Below are 19,188 nucleotides of genomic sequence, written 5' to 3'. Positions count from 1 at the left end.
CCGTCTCTCTTGTAGCTGCGCTAGTGTCTGCGCTCCTGTCACGGGGCCGTAAAGCGCCTGCCCCGCCGGAGCTTTCACTGTCATCGGCTCGGCAAAGGCGCGAACGTCTTCGGTGCTTACCGCGTCGATCTTGGCAACCGTATCCTCAAGCGAGGGCACACGTCCCCAGATCTGCACCAATCGCGCCAGCCGTTCAGCCCGGTTCGAAGGGCTTTCCAGCCCCATCAACATGCCAGCCTTCATCTGCGCGCGCGCACGGGCAACTTCTTCGGGGCTCATATCCTCGGCGGCGCGCTTCATCTCATCGATGGTGATGGTGGCCAGTTCTGCCACCTGATCGGCGGACGTGCCCGCATAGATCGTTGTCGTCCCGGTATCGGCATAGGCTCCGGTCTGTGCGAAGATCGTGTAGCAAAGCCCGCGTGTCTCACGGACCTCCTGGAACAGGCGCGAGGACATGCCGCCGCCCAAAGCGGTCGAGTAAATCTGAGCGGTATAGATCGCATCATCGCGATAACCCGGGCTTTCCAGCGCCAGCGCGAAATGGGCCTGTTCCAGCTCTTTCTCTTGCCGCGCTTCTCCGCCGGTAAACTTGGCCGCCTCAGGAACCAATCCCTTGCGCGGTTGCAGATGGCCGAACATCTCTTCGGCCATTTTCATCAGTGCGTCGTGATCCACTGCACCGGCTGCCGACAGGATCATCTGTTCCGGCCCGTAATGCTCGGCCACAAAGCCCGAGAGGTCTTCGCGTGAAAACGCGCTGACCCGTTCGGACGGTCCAAGGATGGTCCGACCTAAAGGCTGATCGTGATAGCTCTGCTCTTGCAGCCAGTCAAAGATCACATCGTCAGGCGTGTCATAGGCCTGCCCGATTTCCTGCAAGATCACGCCACGCTCGACCTCGATCTCTCGCGGGTCGAAAACCGGGTTCAGGACGATGTCGCCGATCACATCCATCGCCAGCGCCACATCGTCTTTCAGAACGCGCGCGTAATAGGCCGTGACCTCGCGCGAGGTATAGGCATTGATATAGCCACCCACATCCTCGATTGCCTCGGCGATTTGCAGCGCGGAACGACGCTCGGTCCCCTTGAACGCCATGTGTTCAAGGAAATGCGCAATACCGTTCTGTTCGATGCGTTCATGCCGCCCACCGGCAGTTACCCAGATGCCGATGGCCGCAGATTGCAGCCCCGGCATATGTTCACTGACGATCCGAAAGCCGTTCTTCAGTTGGTCTTGTCTGACAGTCACTCGGCGATGTGCCTTCTGATATGATCCTCAAGGGTGCCCAGATCATTGGCGATGCGGGTCACCCGTTCCGGACGTTCATACAGATCAGACATGCGGGATGGAAGAGGCGGATGTTCCCCGCTTGCCTTCTCGACCGCCGCCGGGAATTTCGCCGGATGCGCAGTGGCCAGAGTGATCATCGGAACCTCTGCCGCGCGGTGATCCTCACCGACCTTGATGCCAATGGCCGAGTGCGGGCAGACCAGTTCGGCGCTGTGTGCCAGCGTGTGCTTGATGGTTTCCAGCGTTTCATCCTCGGACACGCGGCCCGAGTCGAAGCTTTCGCGCAGCGCCTCCATCGCGCCCTGGCTGACGTTGAAGCCACCGTTTTTGAGTTCATCCATCAACTGCCCGACGGCACTGCCATCCTCGCCATAGGCATAATACAGTGCGCGTTCAAAATTCGAGCTGACCTGAATATCCATCGACGGGCTGATCGAAGGGATGGTGTCTCCCTTGAAATACCCTTCACCCGACAGACACCGATGCAGGATGTCGTTCTGGTTGGTCGCAACCACCAGACGTTCAATGGGCAGGCCCATGCGCTTGGCCAGATAGCCCGCAAAGATGTCGCCGAAATTGCCGGTGGGCACCGTGAAACTGACCTTGCGATGCGGCGCACCGAGGCTGACAGCGGCAGAGAAATAATAGACGATCTGCGCCAGAACCCGCGCGAAGTTGATCGAGTTCACACCGGCCAGTTTCACCCCATCGCGGAAGTCGAAATCGTTGAACATATCCTTCAGCGCGGCCTGACAATCGTCAAAATCACCATCCACGGCCAGCGCATGCACGTTACTGTCGGCGGGCGTCGTCATCTGACGGCGCTGCACTTCGGAGACACGGCCATGGGGAAACAGGATGAACACATCCACCGCGTCCAAGCCCCGGAACGCCTCAATCGCGGCCGAGCCAGTATCGCCACTGGTTGCGCCCACGATCGTCACGCGGTCATTGCGACGTTTCAGAGCCACCTGAAACAGCTGGCCAATGAGCTGCATCGCAAAGTCCTTGAAGGCCAGCGTAGGCCCGTGGAACAGTTCCAGCAGGAAGTGGTTCTCGTTCAACTGCTTCAGCGGCGCGCGAGCGTCATGGCCAAAGCCTTCATAGGCACGCGCGATGATGTCTTTGAACTCGCTTTCAGTGAACGAGCCGCTGACATAGGGCCACATCACACGAAACGCTATCTCTTCATAGGGCAGACCGGCCAGTGCGGCGATCTCGTCATGGCTCAACACCGGGATCTCGGCGGGCAGGTACAGACCACCATCACGGGCCAGCCCGGTCAGCATCGCTTCTTCAAAGGTCAGTTCGGGCGCTTGCCCTCGGGTCGAGATGTATTTCATGTCGTTTCACTCTCAGACGGGGCGCGGCTGCGCCACAGGAAATATCCGGTCATCGCAGCCCAGACAAAGGCCAGACTAAACCATGTAATTGCGTATTGCAGGTGATCGTTGGGGATGCCCGCCGTATCCACGGGCAAAGGCGTGATGCCCGGGTCGGTTTCCGAGCGGGCGATCAGCAGCACAGGCTCGGTCCCCAAGGCGGCAGCCAGATTGGGCACATCGCGGGCGAACCAGATATTGGCATCAATGTCGGGCTCGGGCGTATAGCTGTCGACCTCATCCGGCCAGTGGAGATTGCCGGTGATCTGCATCGCGCCGTTCAGGCGGTCTGCTTCCTTGGCAGTCGTTGGAATAAACCCACGGTCCACCAGAATGGTGCGGTCTGCGGTGCGGAAGGGCTGGACAATCCGGTATCCCGCCCCAACCTGCTTGACCGAGACCAGAACGTGTATCTCTCCGGGTTCCATTTCACCTGAAACGGTCACGGGAAGGTATTTGTCCGCGACTTTCGAAACCTGCGGCGGCAGGCCGACGGGGTCTGCCGAGATGCGGGTCTCGATCTCGGCCAACACGCCCTGTTTCCACTCCAACCGCTGCACCTGCCAGACGCCCAGCGACAACAGCACGCCCAGACCGGCGACACCGAAGATCAGCAGGAACAAAGTACGACGCATAGCGGGTCAAAACCTTCTTGCAGGAACCGGCGTCTTGTTAAGGGGCGAGCCCTGCGATTTGCAACCGTCCAATTGTATGGGGCGCAATTTTGAGCCCGGAATAGAGAAAAAGCCGCCCCTTAGGGCGGCTTTTTCTATTGGTTTGTGTTGCTCAGTTTAGAACAGCGGGGCCTGACCCCAGATGTAGACAGCGAAGAACAGGAACAGCCAGACCACATCGACGAAGTGCCAGTACCAGGCGGCAGCCTCAAAGCCGACGTGTTTCTCGGGCGTGAAGTCGCCCTTCAAAGCCCGGATCAGGCAGACCGACAGGAAGATCGTGCCGATGATCACATGCGCACCGTGAAAGCCTGTCGCCATGAAGAAGTTCGAATAGAACTGATCGCCGCCAAATTCCCAACCTTCATGGGCCAGCAGCTCGTAATATTCAAACGCCTGCAACCCGGTGAACGCAATGCCCAGAACGATACCGATGGCCAGACCGTTGATCAGCGCCTTGCGGTCATTGTCATGCACCAGCGCGTGGTGCGCCCATGTGATCGCGCAGCCCGACAGCAGCAGGACCAGCGTGTTGATCAGCGGCAGGTGGAACGGGTCAACCGCGTGGATATCCGGCTGGATGTATTCGGTGCCGGCATAGTCGTACATCGGATACATGCGATGTTTGAAGAACGACCAGAACCAGGCAAAGAAGAACATCACCTCGGACATCACAAACAGGATGAAGCCATAGCGCAACCCGATGCGAACCACCGGCGTGTGGTCGCCCTGACGGCTTTCGACCACCACTTCGGACCACCAGGCGAACATGGTGTAGAGAACCCCCACCAGCCCCATCCAGAAGATCCAGGCGGTGATGCCGTGCATCCAAAGGACGGCTCCGAACAGCATCACGAAACCGCTGACCGCGCCGATCAACGGCCAGATCGAGGGGTTCAGAATGTGGTAGTCATGGTCTTTAGCGTGTGCCATCAGCGTCCCTCACCTACAGGCGTTAGTTCTTGTTTGTCTCAGCCTGCACGTCAAGAGCGGCATAGCCCTCGGGCAGGTCAATTTCGTAGAATGTATACGACAGAGTGATCGTATGCACATATTTGGCTTCCAGATCCTCGACCATTTCGGGGTCGACGAAGAAGGTCACTGGCATCTCAACCCGCTCGCCGGGTTGCAGCACCTGCTCTTCAAAGCAGAAACAGGCGATTTTCTGGAAATATCCACCTGCCGAATAAGGCGTGACATTATAAGATGCCTGACCGGCAATCGGACGGTCGGTCGGGTTATAGGCTTCATAAAACGCCAACCCGGTTTCACCGATGCGGACTTCCATCTCGCGCTCGACCGGTTTGAATTCCCACGCCATATCCTTGGCCTTGGAGGCATCAAACCTTACGGTGATGGTGCGGTCGAGAATATCTTCGGGTGCGGCTGCGGCGACGCCTGTCGTGCCGCCAAAGCCGGTGACGCGGCAGAACCAGTCGTAGAACGGAACCGCCGCCCAGGCGAGGCTGCCCATCAGGACAACAACGCCCACGGTCTGTGCAACCGTTTTCTGAGGTCCCGACAGCGCCATCAGTTCTGCACCTCTTGCGTCGCCATGTTGAAATCGGTGCCTGACACTTTGACGATAGTCAGGCCGAAGATGATCACGATGAACGCCGCCAGTGTCAGGCCAACGCCCAGATTGCGACTGAACCGCCGCTGGTGCAGTTCGTGACTTTTGCGCAGGCTCATGACCAGCCTCCCAACCCATAGGGTTTCAGCAACGCTTCGGCCAGAATCGCACCAAAGTGCAGAAAGAGGTAGAGCAGCGACAGTTTGAAGAAACTGCGCTCGACCTTGAAATTGTCGGTTTCCGAGTCGTCTTCAGTCCGGCGGGAAATCTGCCATGCACCGCGCAGGAACAGGGCATTCATCACCACGGCCACGGTCAGATAGATCGGACCGCCTATGCCCGAGAAGGAGGTTCCAACGGCCAGCAGAGCCAGCAGAGCCGTGTAGACCAGAATGTGCCACCGCGTCGCGCGGCGTCCGTGGGTCACGGTCAGCATCGGCACGCCCGCATCGTCGTAGTCCGAACGCATGAACAACGCCAGCGCCCAGAAATGCGGCGGGGTCCACATGAAGGTCAGGGCGAACATCAACCATGGCTCTAACGTCATGGAGCCGGTTGCAGCAACCCAGCCGATGACCGGCGGGAAAGCACCCGCAGCGCCGCCAATCACGATGTTCTGTGGCGTCGAACGTTTCAGCCACATGGTGTAGACGACGACGTAGAAAAAGATGGTGAAGGCCAGAAACGCGCCGGCAAACCAGTTTGTGGCCAAACCCAGCATGATTACCGACAGACCGGACAGCGCAAGGCCCAGCGCCAGTGCTTCGCCTTCCTCGACCTTGCCGGACGGGATCGGGCGCGCTTTGGTGCGTTTCATCACCCGGTCGATATCCGCATCCCACCACATGTTCAGCGCGCCTGAGGCACCACCGCCGATGGCGATGAACAGAATCGCGCAGAAGCCCACGACGGGATGAACCGGAACCGGAGCTGCCAGCAATCCAACCAGAGCGGTAAAGACCACCAGCGACATCACCCGCGGCTTCAGCAAGGCGAAGTAATCGCCAAAGCTGGCCTCGTCCGCGCGGGTCTGCGCGGTGACGGTGCTGGCATTGATGCTTGCGTCGCTCATCTGTGGTCCTTTTGGGGCAAAAGCTGCGCGTTGCCCGCGCAGCCTTCGTTTTACCTAGGCCGAAACCGTCTTAGTTCGAGGCGACCTGAAAGGCAGCCGGCTGGCCGGCATATTCTTCCAAAGCGCCCTGCAGCCACTCTTCATAGGCTTCTTCGCTGACCACTTTGACCGTAATCGGCATATAGGCGTGGTCTTTGCCGCAAAGTTCCGAGCACTGGCCGAAATACACGCCTTCCTTGTCGGCCTGGAACCACAGCTCGGCCAGACGACCGGGCACGCCGTCCTGCTTTACACCGAAGGACGGGATGGTCCACGAATGGATCACGTCCGATGCGGTGACCTGCATGACGACGATCTTGCCAACCGGAACCACAACAGCCGTGTCGGTTGCCAGCAGCCACTCATCATCACTGTAGCCCGCATCGGCCAGCTTGGCGCGCATCGCATCGTCCAGAACAAACGGGGTTACGTCGGAATCTGCCGGACGCGCACCTTCGTCCAGCGTCGCCGGGTGGCCGAGAAGATAGCTGTCAAAGGCGAAATCGTGATCGACATATTCGTAGGTCCAGTACCACTGGTTCCCTACCACCTTGATGACAACGTCCCCTTCGGGAATTTCCTGCTGTTTGAACAACACAGGCAGCGAGAACGCGCCGATAAAGACCAGAATCAGGATCGGGCCAAGGGTCCACGCGATCTCGACCGGAGTATAGTGCGAGAACCGGGCAGGGGTCGGGTTGGCGCGCTGATTGTAGCGTACGATGCAGTAGATCAGCAGACCGGCAACAAACAGGCAGATCGCTGTGATGATCACCAGAATCATGTTGTCCAGACGCTGAATCCCGTCGGCAAGGCTGGTGGCTGCGGGCTGAAACCCAAGACCGCCGTCGACCGGCTTGCCAATAATCTCAAGCTCCTGAGCCATGGCGGGAAGGCTGGAGAGGGCAGTTGCAAGCCCGGAAAGCATCAAAGCATTCTTCATTTTCTGTCCTGATCGTTTGATCTTTGCGTCTCTGGCGAAAAGGTGTGAATCGGTCGCACCTCTCCCGTTGTCTTTGGCCGCGTTAAAAACCATATTCCTTCGGGTAGATAAAGCAAAATGCTTGCGTCAAACAGACGCTATTTTTGATATGGATCAAACTCGAAAGGTCCCCACCCATGTCCAACGACCCGTTTCGCCCGTTTGAGAGCGCCCTGCCAAAGGACGAAGCGCTTGCGGTTCTGCAATCTGCGACCGCCGGTGCCGAAGATGGCGAGTTGTTCGTTGAACGACGAAAATCCGAGTCTTTGGTCTTTGACGACGGGCGTCTGCGCACCGCGTCCTATGATGCATCCGAAGGGTTCGGTCTGCGGGCGGTTCAGGGTGAAGTGGCCGGGTATGCACATTCGACCGACGTGTCGATCCCGGCGCTGAAACGTGCGGCGGAAACCGCCCGTCTGGCCGTCGGCGATGGCGGTGGCGTGCTGGCCGAGGCGCCCCGCGCCACAAACACGCGCCTTTACACTGACGAAGACCCGATCGAGACCGCCAGTTTTCCGGTCAAGATCGAAACCCTGCGTGAGATCGACGCCTTCGCCCGTGATCTGGACCCGCGCGTTGTGCAGGTCAGCGCCACCATCGCCGCCGCGGTGCAAGAGGTCGAGATTCTGCGCCCCGATGGCGTGCTGGTGCGTGATGTACGCCCGATGACCCGCCTGAATGTCTCGGTCATTGTCGAACAGGGCGGACGACGCGAAAGCGGCTCGGCCGGGGGTGGCGGTCGCGTCGGACTGGACGGGTTGATCGATCCCGCCGACTGGCAGGCCAAAGCGCAAGAGGCGTTGCGGATCGCGCTGGTCAATCTGGACGCCGTCCCCGCCCCCGCCGGTGTGATGGAAATTGCGCTGGGCCCAGGCTGGCCCGGTATCCTGCTGCACGAGGCCATCGGGCATGGGCTTGAGGGTGATTTCAACCGCAAGGGCAGTTCCGCCTTTGCCGGGTTGATGGGGCAACAGATAGCCTCAAAAGGTGTCACCGTGGTTGATGACGGAACAATTGCAGACCGGCGCGGGTCGATCAGCGTGGATGATGAGGGCACGCCCAGTTCGCGCACGGTGCTGATCGAGGATGGCGTTCTGACCGGATACATGCAGGACCGCCAGAACGCGCGCCTGATGGACGTCGCGCCCACGGGCAACGGGCGGCGGCAGAGCTATGCGCATAAACCCATGCCGCGCATGACCAACACCATCATGCTGGGCGGCGACGCCGACCCGGCATCTTTGGTTGGCGACATCAAGGACGGCATTTGGGCCGTCGGGTTTGGCGGCGGTCAGGTCGATATCACCAATGGCAAGTTCGTGTTTTCGTGCACCGAGGCTTACCGCGTTGAAAACGGCAAGATCGGTGCGCCGGTCAAGGGGGCGACGCTGATCGGGGATGGCCCTTCTGCGTTGAAACGCATCCGCGGGCTTGGCAACGACATGGCGCTGGATCCAGGTATGGGCACCTGCGGCAAGGATGGGCAGTGGGTGCCGGTGGGCGTTGGTCAGCCGACCGTGCTGATGGATGGGCTGACCGTTGGCGGTTCAGCGACCTGAGTCGGCGCAGGGTTAACGGGATTAACGGGTCAAGGGCGGGATTCTTGGTATCCTGCCTTTGAAGGCGCGATATTTTAATACTAAAATTCAATCCCCTAACGACAGTTTCGTTTCGAGAGAAAAGAAAATTCCGTAGAATTTTCTGAGATTCACCCGCTGTTAACTGCCTGGGTCGTAAACCAGTTCTGCAATCAGGCGGAGCATCGGATGACCGAAGAGCAGCTTTCTTCCAATCACCCCCCACTCCCACCCACCACGGAAGAGGACCGGTTTTCCTGGCTCCGTCTGTTGCGCTCGCGTAAGGTTGGCCCGGCGACGTTCCGGCGTCTGTTGCGCGAACATGGCTCGGCGCAGAATGCGCTGGCCGCGCTGCCGGAAATGGCACGCGCTGCCGGAATAGACGGGTATGAAATCTGTCCCCCCGGCGTGATCGAGGCGGAGCTCAGGGCCGCAAAAGCCGCCAACGCGCGGCTCTTGTGCCTTGGGGCCGCCGACTTTCCATCCGCACTGAACGACCTGAGCGATGCGCCGCCGTTAATCTGGGCAATTGGTGACGCTTCGCTGCTGCAAAAACCGGCAATCGCCCTTGTGGGCGCGCGCAATTGTTCGTCGCTGGGCGCGCGCATGGCACGCGGGTTGGCACGGGATTTGGGCGAGCAAGGCTACGTGATTGCCTCGGGCCTTGCGCGCGGGATCGATACGTCAGCGCATCTGGCCGCGCTTGGGTCGGGTACGATTGCGGTGATGGCGGGTGGCGTAGACGTGATCTATCCGGCTGAGAACACTGATCTGGCCCGGAAAATCGCGGATGCTGGCCTGCGCCTGTCTGAGCAGCCGATGGGCGTTACACCGCAGGCGCGGCACTTTCCGCGTCGCAACCGCATCATCTCGGGCCTGTCGCAGGCCGTGGTCGTGGTTGAGGCAGCGGCGAAATCCGGCAGTCTGATCACGGCGCGCGACGCGCTGGATCAGGGGCGCGAGGTGCTGGCTGTGCCGGGCCACCCGTTTGACGCCCGCGCAGCAGGGTGCAACCTGTTGATCCGTGAGGGCGCGACGCTGGTCCGTTCGGCTGAGGATGTGATCGAGGCTCTGCCTTCTCGGCAAAGCGACATGCCGGTGCGGCAGAAAGCCCCTGCCGCGACTACAGGCACTAAGCGATCCAATGACGCGCTGCACGATGCAATTCTAAGCTGTCTCGGCCCGTCGCCGATTGCCGAAGATCAGCTGATCCGCGATGTCGCAGCACCGGCCAGTGAGATCGGGGCCGTTCTGGTCGATCTCGAACTTGAGGGACGAATCCAGCGTCAGGCCGGTGGATTGCTGTCGTTAAGCGCCTGACCGCCTTGGTCACACCCCCTGTGTCGGGTCCATATCCGGCTGAAAACACACCGCTTTTGGAGGATTGAAAGGAACGCATTGACAATTCCGTCTTGCCCCACACATTTTGCACGACCATAAAAGGCGCCAAATCCGTCGAGCGAGGTTTCCCCCTAAATGCCTGTAGTTGTTGTAGAATCTCCGGCCAAAGCAAAAACGATCAACAAATATCTTGGCCCAGACTACACGGTTCTGGCCTCTTACGGCCACGTGCGCGACCTGCCACCCAAGGATGGTTCGGTAGATCCCGAGCATGAATTCGAGATGAAATGGGAGGTCGGCAACGACAGCCGCAAGCATGTCAAAGCCATCGCCGACGCGCTGAAAGAGGACAACGCCCTGATCCTCGCCACTGACCCCGACCGCGAGGGTGAGGCGATCAGTTGGCACCTGCAAGAAGCGCTGACCAAGCGGCGTTCAATCAAGAAGGACACGCCGGTCAGCCGCGTAACCTTTAACGCGATCACAAAGGACGCCGTGACCGAGGCAATGCAGAACCCGCGTGAGGTTGATATGCCCTTGGTCGAGGCCTATCTGGCCCGCCGCGCGCTGGATTATCTGGTGGGGTTCAACCTGTCCCCGGTCCTGTGGCGCAAGCTGCCCGGCGCGAAATCCGCTGGTCGTGTGCAATCCGTCTGCCTGCGTCTGATCGTCGAACGCGAGATGGAGATCGAGGCGTTCAAACCCGTCGAATACTGGTCGGTCCGGGCGCTGATCGAGACGCCGCGCGGGCAGACCTATGAGGCGCGCCTTGTTACCTATGCTGGCAAAAAGCTGGACAAGCACGACCTGAAAGACGCCACGCAGGCCGAATTGGCGGTGCAGGCGATCACCAGCCGCGCGCTGAGCGTGACTTCGGTCGAGGCCAAACCTGCTGCGCGGAACCCCTCTGCCCCGTTCATGACGTCGACCCTGCAGCAAGAGGCCAGCCGCAAGTTCGGCATGGGCGCGCGCCATGCAATGCAGGTGGCGCAGCGGCTCTATGAGGCGGGCTACATTACCTATATGCGAACCGACGGCATCGACATGGCCCCCGAGGCCGTCGCCGCCACACGCGATGCAATTGCGGACCGATATGGGGCGGAATATGTACCCGACAGCCCGCGTATCTATAAGAACAAAGCCAAGAACGCGCAGGAAGCCCACGAATGTATCCGCCCAACGGATATGACGCGCGATGCCAAGGCGCTAAAGGTCACGGATGAAGATCAGCGCAAGCTGTATGATCTGATCTGGAAACGCACCATCGCCTGTCAGATGGCCGCCGCGCGTTTGGAGCGTACGACAGTCGAGATCGGTAGCGCTGACGGGCAGGTCGGCCTGCGCGCCACCGGTCAGGTGGTGCTGTTCGACGGGTTCATGCGCGTCTATGAAGAAGGCCGCGACGATGTGGCCGATGACGATGAAAAACGTCTGCCGCAGATCATGCAGGGCGATCCAGCGCGGTTTGCCAAAACCTCGCTGAAGGATCAATTTGCGAAAGCCGAGGACAAGGCCGCAGTTCTGTCCGAAAATGAGGCTGTTCTGGCGCTGCAGCACCACACCCAGCCACCGCCACGCTATACCGAGGCCACTTTGGTCAAGCGGATGGAAGAGTTGGGGATCGGGCGACCGTCAACCTATGCCTCAATCGTGACCACGATTCAGGACCGGGAATATGTGCGCAAGGACAAGAACCGGCTGATCCCCGAGGAAAAGGGCCGGATCGTCACGATATTCCTTTTGAACTTCTTCCGTCAGTATGTGGGCTATGAGTTCACCGCCAACTTGGAAGAAGAGCTTGACGATGTCAGCGCGGGCGACCGCGACTATAAGGACCTGTTGGGCAAGTTCTGGCGTGATTTCTCGGCCGCGATTGGCGAGACGTCCGAACTGCGTATCTCGGAAGTGCTGGACAAGCTGGATGAGGCGCTGGCCCCTCAGTTGTATCCGCCGCGCGAGGATGGAAGCGATCCGCGCATCTGTCCGAAATGCGGTGTGGGGCAATTGCACCTGAAAACCTCGCGCACAGGCGGGTTTGTCGGCTGCGGCAATTACCCGGAATGCACCTATACCCGCCCCATCGCGGGCGAAGGGGCCGAGGGGGATGAACGTCTGCTGGGCGAAGATGCGGGGGATGAGATCTGGCTGAAGTCCGGCCGTTTCGGGCCATATGTCCAGCGTGGCGAGCCCACGCCGGAAAACAAGAAACCCCCACGCGCGTCCCTGCCCCGTGGGTGGAGCAAGGATGACATGGATCTGGACAAGGCGCTGACGCTTTTGTCGCTGCCCCGCCAGATCGGTGAACACCCTGAGGGCGGCATGATCAGCTCGAACTTCGGTCGGTTCGGACCATATGTCATGCACCAACTGCCCGAAGAGGCCAAGCCGGTCTATGTCAACGTCAAGGACCCCAATGACGTGTTCGAAATTGGCATGAACCGTGCGGTGGAACTGCTGGCCGAAAAGCGCGCCAATCCGGGTCGAGGTCGGCAGGCCGCTGTGAAACCGCTGAAAGAACTGGGCGAGCATCCCGATGGCGGTGCGATGCAGGTTCTGGACGGGCGTTACGGTCCTTATGTCAAATGGGAGAAGGTCAACGCGACCATCCCCAAGGACATCAAGCCCGAGGATGTGACCCAGGAAATGGCCATCGAACTGGTCAACGAACGCGCGGCCAAGAAGGGGACAAAGAAGAAGGCAGCCCCTAAAAAGAAAGCGGCCGCGAAGAAATCCACCAAAAAGGCAGGTTAGGTAGAAATACCACCTGCCCCCGGATTCGTTGACTTCCCGGTGACGTGGCGGCACAACTCGGCCCAACACCATGTCATTGGGGAGTTTTCCATGAAGAAAGTCTATGCCAATGCCTCTGAGGCGCTCGATGGGGTGCTATCGGACGGCATGACCATCGCCGCGGGCGGATTCGGCCTGTGCGGCATTCCCGAACTGCTGCTTGAGGCCATCAAGGCCGCCGGGACCAAAGATCTGACTTTTGCGTCCAACAACGCCGGTGTGGACGATTTCGGCATCGGCATCCTGCTGCAGACCAAGCAGGTCAAAAAGATGATCAGCTCATACGTTGGTGAAAACGCCGAATTCATGCGTCAGTATCTGGCCGGAGAGCTTGAGCTGGAGTTCAACCCGCAAGGCACGCTGGCCGAGCGGATGCGCGCAGGTGGTGCTGGCATCCCCGGGTTCTATACCAAGACCGGTGTGGGCACCGTGATTGCCGAGGGCAAAGAGCACAAGGATTTCAACGGCGAGACCTATATTCTGGAAGAAGGCATCTTTGCCGATCTGGCCATCGTCAAGGCTTGGAAAGCCGACGATACCGGCAACCTGATCTTCCGCAAGACCGCCCGCAACTTTAACGTGCCAGCGGCCACCTGCGGCAGGGTCTGCATCGCTGAGGTCGAAGAGATCGTGCCGCGAGGCTCGCTGGACCCGGACGCGATTCACCTGCCCGGCATCTATGTGCACCGCATCATTCAGGGCAGCCACGAAAAGCGCATCGAACAGCGCACCACCCGTCAGAAGGAGCAAGCATAATGCCCTGGGACCGCAATCAGATGGCCGCGCGGGCGGCGCAAGAGCTGGAAGACGGCATGTATGTAAACCTCGGCATTGGGATTCCGACGCTGGTGGCGAACTATGTGGGCGACAAGGACATCACGCTCCAATCGGAAAACGGGATGCTGGGCATGGGTCCTTTCCCGTACGAGGGTGAGGAAGACCCGGACCTGATCAATGCTGGCAAGCAGACGATCACTGAACTGTCCCGCACCTCATATTTCGACAGCGCCACATCCTTTGCCATGATCCGGGGCGGTAAGATCGCTGCGGCCGTGCTGGGTGCGATGGAAGTCGACGAAGAAGGCGATCTGGCCAACTGGATGATTCCCGGCGTGCTGGTCAAGGGCATGGGCGGTGCGATGGATCTGGTGGCCGGTGTGGGCCGGGTCATCGTGGTGATGGATCACACCAACAAGCACGGCAAATCCAAGCTGCTGAAGAAATGCACCCTGCCTCTGACCGGCAAGAAGGTGGTGAACCGGATTATCACCAATCTGGGCGTTCTGGATGTGGTCGAGGGTGGTCTGAAGATCGTCGAACTGGCCGAAGGCGTCACCGAGGATGAGATTCACGCCGCGACCGAGGCGAATCTGGTCAACTGATCAGATAGATCCGGCAAAACAGGAAAGGCCCGCAGTATCGCGGGCCTTTTTCAGTTCATGGTCTGAAACACACATCCGTCGGACAGAAACTGCGGAGGCGAGGTACAGAGCGCGCTTGCGATCTGAAACGCCGCCAGCACCTTGGGCACATAGTCACGGGTTTCGGCATAGGGCGGCACGCCGCTGTGTTTGCGCACGGCGCCCTCGCCCGCATTATACCCGGCCAGCACCAGAACCGGATCGTTTCCGAACTCATTCATCAGCCAGTCCAGATATTTCACCCCACCCCGGATGTTCTGTTCCGGCTTGAGGCTGTCCGTGACGCCAAACCGGGCTGCGGTTGCGGGCATTAGCTGCATCAAACCTTGCGCCCCGGCGGAACTGACCGCATCCGCGCGTCCGGCAGATTCAACCGAAATTACCGCCAGAACCAGCGCTGGCGAAACATCGGTACCGACCGTGGATCGCAAGATGTCGACCCCGCGTTGTTCGGCAATGCTCTGCAGGGTTTGCAGTCGCGGGGCTGCAACACCGACCTGTGATGCCGCCTGAACCGCCTGTCGCAACCGCCCGGCATTGGCCTCGGCCATATCGGGTGAGACCCTGTTCCAGAACGCCTTATAGGATCCGACGGGTTTTGCCGGCTCACCAACCCGGGGCGTCACCGATGCGGGCGGTTCGGCCTTTACGACCACCTCGGGCACGTCCAGTTCTGCGCCAGTACTGGGCGCGAACGGGGCCGTCGCGTGTTGTTCGGGGGTAATCTGGATCATGACACGCGGTCGCGTTCCCGGTGCCGGGGCCTTGATCCTTTTGTAAACGCCGCGCGGAACCTGTTCGTTCGCGGATACCGGTACAACACTTGTTAAAAGAAACGCCGCAATGCCGGCGCATGTTACTGCGTCCCGGAAATTCATTTTTGCCTGCCTCATTTTATATTTTGGTCCATTCTGAACACCGGATTCCCCTGCAAGACCAGAAAAACAAAGCGAAATGGGGCAATTTCGCCTCATTTGCCGCAATTTTGCATCGCTCATGAGAGGGAGAAAAAAAAAGTTTGTGGTTTTTTTGCTTATTTTACAAGGAGTTACGAATTTTTCGAAGAAAAAGTTAAGCTTTGAGCAAAAAAAACGGTGTTTGGCCCAATTCCTGCCACGCACCAAGGGCAAACATATTCCCATGCCGAGACGATCGGGAGCGGACTGAGAGAGAAAGCTCTGAAAGACGCCGAGGTTAGATTACTTTTTTGATCCTTTAGGAGGGACGTAACATGATCAAGTTCATCAAGAACTTCCGCAAAGACGAAGACGGCGCCGTAACTGTAGACTGGGTCGTTCTGACCGCAGCCGTTGTTGCTCTGGCAGCTATCGCATACAACCAGGTCCGCACTGGTGCCAGCGATCTGGCCGGCGACGTACAGACCGCGCTGGAAGGCGCAACTGTTGGCAGCATCAACCTGGGCAACAGCAACTAATTCCTAGGCTGACTAAAGCTTTGATGGGGGCCATGTCTTTCTGCGAAGGCATGGCCCTTGCTTTTAAATCCCCAATGGTTGGTGCCCGCTATGTTGAACAGGTTGTATGAATTTATAGGTGATGAAGAAGGCGCGATTACCGTTGATTGGGTCGTGATGACCGCTGGTGTGGTCGGCCTTGGTGCGCTGATGTACTTTTACCTCAACGAGCCCATCCAGAACATCGACGAATCCACCGGACAGGCCTTGGCAGGTATCGAGGTTGAGGAAATAACCTTCGACTAGTGGCGAAGTCATGCGCGGCAACTTCGGTGCTGATCAGTTTTGTCGAAGAGATCGAAACAAGATTCGATATTGTCCCATTTTTCGACACAATTCAGAATTAATGTGACGACTGAACACATGTGACTCGGATAGTCACATCAAGAATCAAACCAAATGGTAACGAGGGAAAAATGCGAGCTGTTTTTGGACTTGTTCTGATCGTCGGGGTCGCACTGGCTGGTGGCGCGGTCTATATGGCACGCGAATATATCACCGAGAATCAGGCCAAACTGGCGTTGGAGCGTAAGCTGCGGGAAGAGGCGCTGGCCAACGCGCAGGTGGAAATCATTCCGACGGTGGATGTCATCGTGCTGAACCGGTCGCTGCGATATGGCGAACAATTACTGCCTGAAGATGTGCGAATTGTGAAATGGCCCGAGAACGCGATTCCCGAAGGCTCGTTCCTCGAGATGACCACCCTTTTCCCTGAAACGGGCGACAACAAACGCTTTGCATTGCGCGCGATGGAAAAAGACGAAGCGCTGATGACAGTCAAAGTTACCGAACCGGGAAAGGCGGCTGGGCTTACCTCGCAGCTTGAAAAAGGAATGCGGGCCTTTGCAATCAGCGTTGACGTTGCCTCGGGCGTTTCGGGCTTCCTGCGCCCCGGAGACCGGGTTGACGTTTATTGGACCGGATCGCTGCGTGGCACCGGCGAAGGCGCCCGGGGTGAGATCACCCGTCTGATCCAGACCAGCATTGAACTTATCGCCGTCGACCAAAGTGCGGGGTCAGATGTGACCGGCGCAACCATTGCACGCACGGTAACGGTAGTGGCAACGCCCGAACAGATCGCTGCGCTGGCGCAGGCGCAGAACACGGGACGCCTGTCGCTGGCTCTTGTTGGTGTTCAGGATGAAACCATCGCCAGCGCCATCGAAGTCGACCAGCGCAAGCTTTTGGATATTCAGGAAGCCGCACCTGCACCGGTTGTCGAACAGGAAGAAGTCTGCACGATCCGGACACGTCGCGGCGGAGAGACGGTCGAAACCGTGATCCCCTGCACAAATTGACGCAAATTCAGACCTTTAACAGATTGGGGCCGCGCAGATTGCGCGGCCCCAATTGTTTCGATGTTGCGCATTATCCACATAAGGAAAATTCCGGAAACCATTGATTATTGCAATAAATCCGGATTTGGCGCAGGGTTCAGAACATAGGGCATAAGACCCGATAAAAATCGAGTGGTGATCGGAGAGGCAGGTCACATGACAATACGTTCCTGGATCAGCGCAACCCTGCTGGGGTTGACGCTAGTTATGGGCCCAATCGGCGATGCCGCTTGGGCTGAAAATCTTCGTGTGGTTAAGAAGGGTACAGCCGAAACGCTGGATGTCCCGATCAACCGCGCAATCGTGGTGGAAAGCGAACAACCTTTTGCGGATATCAGTATCGCAAACGCGGGTATCGCTGATATTTCGACGCTTTCGGACCGCACAATCTACATCCTTGGCCGCGCGCCGGGTCTGACAACCCTGACGATGTTCGACGGGGCGGGTAACCTGATCACAAATGTTCGGGTCCGTGTCGCACCGGATGTGTCCGAGTTCAAAGAGCGGCTTCGCCAGATTCTGCCGAATGAGCAGATCGAAGTGCGCACCGCGAATGACGGCATCGTGCTGTCTGGTACGGTTTCAAGCAGTGCACGTCTTGCGCGGGCTCTGGAATTGGCCGAACGCTACGCACCCGAGCGTGTTTCCAACCTGATGAGTGTTGGCGGCATCCAGCAGGTGATGCTGAAGGTGCGCTTTGCCGAGATGAATCGCTCGGTGGCGAAAAACCTTTCGGCCTCGCTTGGTTTCGGCGGCGGCGATGTTACAGCGGGCTTTAACTCACTGAATACGCAGGGCGCTTTGACCAACGCGTTGGCAAACAACATCCCGTTTGGGCAGACCAATTCTGGTGCGATTCTGTTTGGTTTCGGTGTTGGCTCCACACAGGTTCGCCTGCTGATCGAAGCCCTGGAATCAAAGGGTCTGGCGCGCAGCCTGGCCGAGCCGAACCTGTCGGCCCTGTCCGGTCAGGAAGCCGAGTTTTTGGCCGGTGGCCAGGTGCCGATCCCGGTTCCTGTGGATGACGGTGTTGTTGCCATCGAATATCGCAACTTTGGTGTGCACCTGCTGTTTACCCCACGCGTCGCTGACGGAGACCTGATCAACCTGGAAATGGCTGCATCGGTTTCAAGCATCGACCAATCGTCTAACTTCACCATTCAGGGTGATGCGGTTCCCAGCTTTATCGTTCGCGATACAAAGACAACCGTGGAACTGCGGGATGGCGAGAGCTTTGCGATCGCGGGTCTGATTCAGGACGACTTTACCGACCTGAACAATCAGGTGCCGTGGCTTGGTGATGTGCCGGTTCTGGGCTCACTGTTCCGCAGCGCGCAGTATCAGCGTGCACAAAGCGAACTGGTGATCATCGTGACGGTGCATCTGGTGTCTCCGACGCGTGGTGAGGCTCTGGCCTTGCCGACCGACCGGGTCAAACCGCCCAGCGAGTTCGATCTGTTCGTCAACGGCAAGGTGGCGCGGACCGAACGCGTCGGCAGCGGCGCAGCCTCGGAAGTGGCCAGACAAGATTTTGGCAGCTCCTACGGCTATGTCCTGGATTGATGGAGAGGATAGAACCAATGTATAAGTTGTTTATAACACTGGGTCTTTCGGCTGCCGTTGCAGGTTGCACACGCGAAGCCGGTTACGAAGTCGACCAGGGTGCATTCGGCAACGCGACGCTGAACAACATCCAGGTCCTGAATGGCGAACTGAGCTATGGGCAGATCCTTGCACAGCGATTCGCTGCCGAGGTTCCCAGCCAGATCAACTTTGCCTTCGACAGCGCCCAACTGGACGCGTCGGCGCAGCGCATCCTGTTGCAGCAGGCCGCGTGGATCAAACAGTTCCCCGAGGCGCGGTTCCGCGTTTACGGACACACGGATGCTGTTGGTTCGCAGGCTTACAATAACGCACTGGGTTTGCGCCGCGCGAATGCGGCCGTTGCCTTCCTGACGCGGCAGGGCATCTCGCGCTCGCGGCTTGAGGCGGTTGCATCCTTTGGCAAGACCAAACCGTTGATTGCAACCCAAAGCCGGGATCGCCGCAATCGCCGCACTGTGACCGAGGTTTCGGGCTTTGTGGACAACCACCCCAACCTGCTCGACGGCAAGTACGCCGCAGTGGTCTATCGCGAATATGTCGATAGCGCGACGCGCGCCAGCTACATCCAGCGCGAAGACGCTGCTGCTGGCGGTGACGAATAAGCCGGAACAATAATCAGAAATCG

The 19,188-nt window shown here is 58.8% G+C and carries 19 protein-coding genes; 10 read left to right on the top strand and 9 right to left on the bottom strand.

Annotated features, from left to right (window positions below):
• The 8 genes from ACR0FG_RS10120 to coxB all read right to left on the bottom strand — a co-directional run.
• Nucleotides 1-1,254, bottom strand: a 1,254-nt coding sequence (locus tag ACR0FG_RS10120; RefSeq protein WP_480892591.1) for a M16 family metallopeptidase, incomplete at its 3' end; no start/stop codon positions are given.
• Nucleotides 1,251-2,639 (bottom strand): threonine synthase, encoded by a 1,389-nt coding sequence (gene thrC, locus ACR0FG_RS10115; protein WP_480892589.1) that lies wholly within the window; start codon nt 2,637-2,639, stop codon nt 1,251-1,253. The genes ACR0FG_RS10120 and thrC, both read right to left, overlap by 4 nt.
• Entirely contained in the window at nt 2,636-3,313 is a 678-nt protein-coding gene (locus tag ACR0FG_RS10110; RefSeq protein ID WP_480892587.1) for an SURF1 family protein, read from the bottom strand. The genes thrC and ACR0FG_RS10110 overlap by 4 nt, the downstream gene beginning before the upstream one ends.
• Before the next feature lie 156 nt (nt 3,314-3,469).
• On the bottom strand, nt 3,470-4,285 hold the full coding sequence (locus ACR0FG_RS10105; protein WP_170716228.1) for a cytochrome c oxidase subunit 3: 816 nt from the start codon (nt 4,283-4,285) through the stop codon (nt 3,470-3,472).
• Between the two features lie 22 nt (nt 4,286-4,307).
• The gene (locus tag ACR0FG_RS10100; protein WP_480892585.1) at nt 4,308-4,883 is read right to left on the bottom strand and encodes a cytochrome c oxidase assembly protein; all 576 of its coding nucleotides are present in this window, start codon (nt 4,881-4,883) and stop codon (nt 4,308-4,310) included.
• Complete coding sequence (locus ACR0FG_RS10095; protein WP_162896804.1) at nt 4,883-5,044, bottom strand: hypothetical protein; 162 nt, start codon at nt 5,042-5,044, stop codon at nt 4,883-4,885. Before ACR0FG_RS10095 ends, ACR0FG_RS10100 begins: the two co-directional genes overlap by 1 nt.
• The gene (cyoE, locus tag ACR0FG_RS10090) at nt 5,041-5,997 is read right to left on the bottom strand and encodes a heme o synthase (RefSeq protein WP_480892584.1); all 957 of its coding nucleotides are present in this window, start codon (nt 5,995-5,997) and stop codon (nt 5,041-5,043) included. The genes ACR0FG_RS10095 and cyoE overlap by 4 nt, the downstream gene beginning before the upstream one ends.
• Before the next feature lie 70 nt (nt 5,998-6,067).
• Complete coding sequence (gene coxB / locus ACR0FG_RS10085) at nt 6,068-6,979, bottom strand: cytochrome c oxidase subunit II (RefSeq protein WP_480892582.1); 912 nt, start codon at nt 6,977-6,979, stop codon at nt 6,068-6,070.
• Nucleotides 6,980-7,155: 176 nt separating this feature from the next.
• Between coxB and tldD the strand changes: the two genes are divergently transcribed.
• From tldD to ACR0FG_RS10060, 5 genes are all read left to right on the top strand, one after another.
• Entirely contained in the window at nt 7,156-8,577 is a 1,422-nt protein-coding gene (gene tldD, locus ACR0FG_RS10080; protein WP_480892581.1) for a metalloprotease TldD, read from the top strand.
• A 207-nt stretch (nt 8,578-8,784) separates the two neighbouring features.
• Entirely contained in the window at nt 8,785-9,915 is a 1,131-nt protein-coding gene (gene dprA, locus ACR0FG_RS10075) for a DNA-processing protein DprA (RefSeq protein ID WP_480892578.1), read from the top strand.
• A 156-nt stretch (nt 9,916-10,071) separates the two neighbouring features.
• On the top strand, nt 10,072-12,687 hold the full coding sequence (topA, locus tag ACR0FG_RS10070; RefSeq protein ID WP_480892575.1) for a type I DNA topoisomerase: 2,616 nt from the start codon (nt 10,072-10,074) through the stop codon (nt 12,685-12,687).
• Nucleotides 12,688-12,777: 90 nt separating this feature from the next.
• Nucleotides 12,778-13,482: a CoA transferase subunit A gene (locus tag ACR0FG_RS10065; protein WP_170716242.1), complete on the top strand. Its 705-nt coding sequence runs from the start codon at nt 12,778-12,780 to the stop codon at nt 13,480-13,482.
• Nucleotides 13,482-14,108: a CoA transferase subunit B gene (locus ACR0FG_RS10060; protein WP_170716245.1), complete on the top strand. Its 627-nt coding sequence runs from the start codon at nt 13,482-13,484 to the stop codon at nt 14,106-14,108. The genes ACR0FG_RS10065 and ACR0FG_RS10060 overlap by 1 nt, the downstream gene beginning before the upstream one ends.
• Nucleotides 14,109-14,158: 50 nt before the next feature.
• Here the strand turns inward: ACR0FG_RS10060 and ACR0FG_RS10055 are convergent, their stop codons facing one another.
• Nucleotides 14,159-15,025, bottom strand: coding sequence for a lytic transglycosylase domain-containing protein (locus ACR0FG_RS10055; protein ID WP_480892570.1), 867 nt, complete (start codon nt 15,023-15,025; stop codon nt 14,159-14,161).
• Between the two features lie 353 nt (nt 15,026-15,378).
• Here ACR0FG_RS10055 and ACR0FG_RS10050 point away from each other — a divergent pair, with 353 nt between their 5' ends.
• The 5 genes from ACR0FG_RS10050 (at nt 15,379) to ACR0FG_RS10030 (ending at nt 19,165) form a co-directional block, all read left to right on the top strand.
• Nucleotides 15,379-15,582: a hypothetical protein gene (locus ACR0FG_RS10050; RefSeq protein ID WP_170716247.1), complete on the top strand. Its 204-nt coding sequence runs from the start codon at nt 15,379-15,381 to the stop codon at nt 15,580-15,582.
• Between the two features lie 90 nt (nt 15,583-15,672).
• On the top strand, nt 15,673-15,867 hold the full coding sequence (locus tag ACR0FG_RS10045; protein WP_480892568.1) for a hypothetical protein: 195 nt from the start codon (nt 15,673-15,675) through the stop codon (nt 15,865-15,867).
• 170 nt (nt 15,868-16,037) lie between these two features.
• Nucleotides 16,038-16,919, top strand: coding sequence for a Flp pilus assembly protein CpaB (cpaB, locus tag ACR0FG_RS10040; RefSeq protein ID WP_170716251.1), 882 nt, complete (start codon nt 16,038-16,040; stop codon nt 16,917-16,919).
• A 195-nt stretch (nt 16,920-17,114) separates the two neighbouring features.
• Complete coding sequence (locus tag ACR0FG_RS10035) at nt 17,115-18,521, top strand: type II and III secretion system protein family protein (RefSeq protein WP_170716254.1); 1,407 nt, start codon at nt 17,115-17,117, stop codon at nt 18,519-18,521.
• A gap of 17 nt (nt 18,522-18,538) precedes the next feature.
• Nucleotides 18,539-19,165, top strand: coding sequence for an OmpA family protein (locus ACR0FG_RS10030; protein WP_170716257.1), 627 nt, complete (start codon nt 18,539-18,541; stop codon nt 19,163-19,165).
• Nucleotides 19,166-19,188: the final 23 nt, after the last annotated feature.

It is taken from the genome of Ruegeria sp. E1, assembly GCF_056534225.1.
Note: the sequence above shows the minus strand (reverse complement) of the source record. Positions and strands in the feature narration are given on the sequence as shown.